The sequence below is a fragment of the Kocuria sp. CPCC 205260 genome (genome assembly GCF_040981045.1).
GTDB lineage: Bacteria > Actinomycetota > Actinomycetes > Actinomycetales > Micrococcaceae > Kocuria > Kocuria palustris.
The window spans coordinates 1-566 of record NZ_JAVKPT010000073.1 but is presented as its reverse complement, the minus strand read 5'-3'; the positions used below and the strand labels follow the sequence as shown (position 1 = coordinate 566).

The 566-nt window shown below is 72.1% G+C and carries 2 protein-coding genes; one reads left to right on the top strand and one right to left on the bottom strand.

Annotated elements, in window-relative coordinates; translation table 11 throughout:
• On the top strand, window positions 1-320 hold a 320-nt coding region (locus RF645_RS13230), incomplete at its 5' end, for an adenylosuccinate synthetase (protein ID WP_368819266.1).
• Here the strand turns inward: RF645_RS13230 and RF645_RS13225 are convergent.
• Window positions 310-566: hypothetical protein (locus RF645_RS13225; RefSeq protein WP_368819265.1), on the bottom strand; the 257-nt coding region annotated here is incomplete at its 5' end. The genes RF645_RS13230 and RF645_RS13225 overlap by 11 nt on opposite strands.

Here is a 566-nt window from a genome sequence, read left to right as displayed (position 1 = left end):
TCACCGACTACTTCCTCACCAAGCTCGACGTCCTCACCGGCATCGAGCGGATCCCGGTCTGCGTGGCCTACGACGTCGACGGCGTCCGGCACGACGAGATGCCGATGACCCAGACCGAGTTCCACCACGCCAGGCCGGTCTTCGAGCACTTCGACGGGTGGGAGGAGAACATCACCGGCTGCCGCACCCTGGAGGACCTCCCCGCCAACGCCCGCGCCTACGTGGAGGCGCTCGAGGCGATGAGCGGCACCCGGATGTCCGCGATCGGCGTGGGCCCGGACCGCGAGGACACCATCGTGGTGCGCGACCTCATCGGCTGAGCACCAGCACCGTCCAGAGCCCGAGGCCGCCCAGCACCAGCACGGCCGCCGAGGTGGCCAGCACGGCCCCGAGCTCCGGAGCGGCGCGCTCCGCGGCGATCCGGCGGGCACCGCGGACGTAGCGCGGGCGCTGCGTGAGGTGCACGGCCGCGGCCGTGAGCACGGTCAGCCCGAACAGCACGAGCACGAACGGCCCGTGCTGCGGCAGCCAGCGCAGGAACAGCGCCGAGACCACCACGAGGGACA